At 71.8% G+C, this 4,493-nt stretch carries 4 protein-coding genes and 1 pseudogene; 2 read left to right on the top strand and 3 right to left on the bottom strand.

The annotated features are described in order from the left end of the window. Positions 1-884, bottom strand: a pseudogene (locus ABZ885_RS36000) (Fe-S oxidoreductase); the annotation flags it as partial. Positions 885-1,297: 413 nt separating this feature from the next. On the opposite strand from ABZ885_RS36000, the gene ABZ885_RS36005 reads away from it, so the two are divergent. Both ABZ885_RS36005 and ABZ885_RS36010 read left to right on the top strand, forming a co-directional pair. Beyond that, positions 1,298-2,032 carry a dienelactone hydrolase family protein gene (locus tag ABZ885_RS36005; protein ID WP_360198482.1) on the top strand — a complete coding sequence of 245 codons (735 nt, stop codon included), beginning with the start codon at positions 1,298-1,300 and terminating at the stop codon, positions 2,030-2,032. Between the two features lie 212 nt (positions 2,033-2,244). Beyond that, positions 2,245-2,874 carry a DUF3105 domain-containing protein gene (locus ABZ885_RS36010; protein WP_360198485.1) on the top strand — a complete coding sequence of 210 codons (630 nt, stop codon included), beginning with the start codon at positions 2,245-2,247 and terminating at the stop codon, positions 2,872-2,874. Positions 2,875-2,941: 67 nt separating this feature from the next. Here the strand turns inward: ABZ885_RS36010 and ABZ885_RS36015 are convergent, their stop codons facing one another. Together ABZ885_RS36015 and ABZ885_RS36020 are read right to left on the bottom strand one after the other, a co-directional pair. Next, positions 2,942-3,229, bottom strand: a complete 288-nt coding sequence (locus ABZ885_RS36015; protein WP_360198488.1) for an antibiotic biosynthesis monooxygenase family protein — start codon at positions 3,227-3,229, stop codon at positions 2,942-2,944. A 75-nt stretch (positions 3,230-3,304) separates the two neighbouring features. Next, positions 3,305-4,231: an NADP-dependent oxidoreductase gene (locus ABZ885_RS36020; protein ID WP_360198491.1), complete on the bottom strand. Its 927-nt coding sequence runs from the start codon at positions 4,229-4,231 to the stop codon at positions 3,305-3,307. Between the last annotated feature and the right edge of the window lie 262 nt (positions 4,232-4,493).

Consider the following 4,493-nt stretch of genomic DNA (forward strand, 5'->3'; position numbering starts at 1 on the left):
CCCTTCCAGGAGAAGTGCTCGACCTGGGAGACGCCGAACACGGCGTCGTCGGCCGGGTCCTCGAAGTCGATCGGCTGACCACCGCTGGTCATCGGCTGCAAGGCGCCCAGGGCCACGCCGCCGCGGGCCTCGCGCTTGAACCAGATGTTGGGGAACGCCAGGAAGCGGTGCCAGGCGACGCCCATGTCGGTGTTGAGCGAGACCGTGATCATCCAGGTGAAGGACGTCGCGAGCTTGAGCCCCGCGAACAGGTAGGTGAGGTTCTCCAGGGTGCCGGTGCTCAGCCCCCTGAAGGCGAGGACCACGGGGTAGGACGCGAACTGCGCGGCCTCGTAGTGGTCGACGTGGAGGAGCGCGCCCTTCAGGCCGCCCAGCGTCAGGTCGCAGACGCCGATGACGAGGATGACGGTCTCGACGAAGTACGCCTGGCCCATGTTCGATCCGGCGAACCGGGACTTGCGGCCGGGCCGCCTCGGGTGGCTGAGCCGGCGGATGCCGATGAGCACCAGGATGCCGGAGGTCATCGCCGCGACCAGGAACTCGACGGCCAGCTCGTACGGCGGCCAGTGGCCGACGACCGGCAGCGCGAACCCGGCGTCGAAGAGCTGGCCGAACGCCTCCGCCAGGGTGAGTACCAGGGAGAAGAAGGCGATGGCGACGAACCAGTGCGCCACACCGACCGCCTTCCACCGGTTCATCCGGGTGTGGCCGAGGAACTCCCTGAGCACCGTTGCCGTCCGCGCGGCCCGGTCGTCGGTGCGGCTGCCCGCCGGGAGGCTCTGACCGAGCCGGATGAACCGGAGGATCCGGACGAAGGCCCGGCCGAACAGCGCCACACCGATGACGGCGAGTGCCGACGAGACGACGATCGCGGTGAGTTGCATGAGGACTCCTCAATCCAGCCTGCGAGGGCGGGAGTTCGAGAGTTACTGGCCGGTAACTATGCAGTGCCGGCGCTCAGGGTACCGAGCGCCGCAGGTTCCCTGAAGGCGGTCAACTGGTGATCTGCGTCGCTGTCGGCCGGCCCTGACCCGGGCCTCTCCGGGTCGGGATGACGGTCCCTCACATCGGCACTGTGGCCAGGGAGGCTGGCATCGGTGCCGGCCGGTGGACTACGGTGTCCGGTCATGACGACCGGGACGGCCTTGCGCCACACACGGATCGGTGACCCGGTGCTCCGCTGAGCGCCCCACGGGCCGGCTTCGGCCCGTTGTCGGGAGGCCGTCGCACTGCTGCACGGTCTCCGCCTCCGTCGTGTTGACCACGGACTCGACACGTCAACCACGACAGGAGACTCATGCCCACCACCATGCTGCGGATTCCCACCGCCGACGGCCGGGCCGACGCGTTCGCCGCCTTTCCCGACGGCGGCGGTCGGCACCCGGGGGTGCTGATGTACCCGGACGGCTTCGGGCCCCGGCCGGTGCTGCGGGAGATGGCCCGCGAACTGGCCGGGCACGGCTACTACGTGCTCGTCCCCAACCTCTTCTACCGGCACGGCCCGGCACCGGTGATCGAGCTTCCCGAGTACATCGGAGAAGAGGCCCGGCCCGCGGTCTTCGCCCGGCTGATGCCCTTGATCGAGGCGCACACCCCCGAGCGCGTCCTGAGCGACGCCGACGCCTACCTCGGGTTCCTCACCACCCGGCCCGAGGTCGGTGCCGGACCGGTCGCGGTGACCGGTTACTGCATCGGCGGCCTCCTGGCGATGCGCACCGCCGCGGCCCACCCCGGCCGGGTGGCCGCCGTCGCCGCGTTCCACGGCCCCGTGGGTGCGGACGGGCCCGGCCTCTTCTCCACGCTCACCGCCGAGGTCCACCTCGGCCACGCCGAGGGCGACCTGACGCCCGAGGCCCTCGGCGAGCTCAACCGGGCCCTGGACGCCGCAGGTGTCGGCCACAGCTCCGAGATCTACCCCGGCACCGTCCACGGCTTCACCATGTCCGACACCGATGCCTTCGACCCCGCTGCACTGCAGCGTCACTGGGACCGTCTGCTGCCCCTTCTCGACCGCACCGTGGCCGACGGCTGAGGCGCGCGGTTCCGGGAGTGGTGAGGGCCGGTGCAACCCGCCCTCACCACCCCCGAAGGGGTCTGCGGGAGAGCGGCGCCGTCCCGTCGTCGGTGGTGGCGCTGCGTGATCACGGTCGGCCGGCGCCATCTGCCGGGCGATGCCAGGGCAGGGCGGCCACACTGGAGGTGAACGTCGTACGTCCGTGTGCGGCGAGGGGAGTGATGCCGGCCATGGCTGATCCCAGGAAGCAGTTCGATACCCGTCGCACGAACATCGAGGCCATGCGCCGCGAGGAGGAGCACCGCAGGCGCCGGCGGAAGATCGTGTACTCGATATCCGCGGGCATCATCCTCGCCGGTGTCCTGGCGGGCGGCATCTGGGCCGTCACCGCCGCCACGGACAGCGGGGGCAAGAACCAGGCCCCGATCGCCGGGGTCCAGACCTTCGGCACGCTGGGCCGGACCCACGTCCAGACCCCGGTGGCCTACCCGGAGACGCCACCCGTGGGCGGGGACCACAATCCGGTCTGGCTCAACTGCAACGGTGACGTCTACACCAAGCCCGTCCCGAACGAGAACGCCGTCCATTCCCTGGAGCACGGCGCGGTCTGGATCACCTACAACGAGAAGGCGTCGCCGGCCGACATCGAGGCGCTCGCGGGCAAGGTCCAGGGCAAGCCCTACACCTTCATGAGCCCCTACCCCGGCGAGCAGGGGACGATCACCCTCACCGCCTGGAGCACCCAGCTGGTCGTGGACAGCGCCAGCGATCCCCGCGTCGACGCCTTCCTCGCCCACTACGTCCAGGGACCGCAGACGCAGGAGCCCGGGGCGGCCTGCACGGGTGGGCTGACGCCGTAGGGCCCTCCGGAGCCGGACGCCGCCAAGGCCGGACAGCGGCCGGGCCCCGGCCCGGCCCCGCCGCGCGTCATACGGCGGCGTAGGCCTCCGCCTGCCGGTCGATGAGCAGCGGGGTGATGCCGTCCAGGACGAGGTGCTGGTACGGCGTGCTCTCCCGGTGGGCGGCCAGGGCCTCCTCGTCCTCGTACTCGGCGAAGACGACGAAGGCCCCCTGGTCGCGCAGTGAGCGGACGACCCGGAAGGAGAGCACCCCCGGTTCGGCGAGCGCGGCTTCGGTGACGGCGGGCAGCAGGTCGGCGACGCGCTGCTCGGCGCCGGTGTCGGCGAGCCAGTCGGCGATGACGACGAGGGACACGGCGGGATCCTTCCGGGGAGGCCGGCTTGGCCGGCGGGGTGGCCGCCGGCGCGAGGGGGTGGTCGGGTTCGCCGGTCAGGGCACGGTGACGACGATCTTGCCGCGGGTGTGGCCGGTGGCGTTCAGGCGCTGGGCGTCGGCGGCCTGTTCCAGCGGGAAGGTCGCGGCGACCTCGACGGTGAGCCGGCCGCTTTCGGCGAGGTCGGCGAGGGCCGTGAGGTCGGCGGTGTCTGGCCGGACGAAGACGTAGTGGCCGCCGAGGGCGAGGACGGCGCCGTCGGCGACGGAGGCGAGGCGGCCGCCGTCGGCGAGCAGGGCGGGCGACAGCTGCAGGGCCTCGCCGCCGATCAGGTCGAGCACGGCGTCCACGCCCTCCGGTGCGAGGGTGCGGACCCGGTCGGCCAGGCCGTCGCCGTAGGTCACCGGCTCGGCGCCGAGGGAGCGCAGGTAGGCGTGGTTGTGCTCGCCGGCCGTGCCGATCACCCGGGCGCCGAGCGCGACCGCGATCTGGACGGCGAGTGAGCCGACCCCGCCGGCGGCGGCGTGGACCAGCACGGTCTCGCCCGGCTTGACCTCCAGGGCGCGGGTCAGTGCCTGGTAGGCGGTGAGGCCGGCCAGCGGCAGGCCGGCGGCCTGGGCGAAGTCGAGGTTGGCGGGCTTGCGGGCGAGGGTGCGCACGGGCGCGGCGACGTACTCGGCGAAGGTGCCGCGGCGGACCATGTCCTCGCGGACGTAGCCGATCACCTCGTCGCCCGGGGTGAACTCGGTGACGCCGACGCCGACCTTCTCGACCACGCCGGCGACGTCCCAGCCGGGGATGACCGGGAAGACGACGTCCAGTACGGCGTCGAGGTAGCCGCCCTGGATCTTCCAGTCGACGGGGTTCACCGAGGCCGCCGCCACCCGGACCAGGACGGCGTCCGGGCCGAGCTTGGGCTCGGGTATGTCGCCGTACTCCAGGACGTCCGGTCCGCCGTAGCTGCGGTAGGTGATGGCCTTCATGGTGGTACTCCTGAGCGAGAAGTTTTCACTGGCTCGATGGTTTAGGTCATCAAGCAATGTCTAGACGGTAGGCCTCAATAATTGAGGATGTCAAGTAATGCCGCCTACACTGGTCCCATGACCCGCACCCCTGCCCCGCCCGCCACCGCCGCCGACACGGCTCCCGGCACGGCCACCGGCCCCGACACGGTCCAGCTCATGGACCGCCTCGCCCGCGCCGCCGCCGGCTACTACCGCAACTTCGCCACCGTCGCGGCCCGGC

This window comes from Kitasatospora sp. NPDC047058 (assembly GCF_040643935.1).
Lineage (GTDB): Bacteria > Actinomycetota > Actinomycetes > Streptomycetales > Streptomycetaceae > Kitasatospora.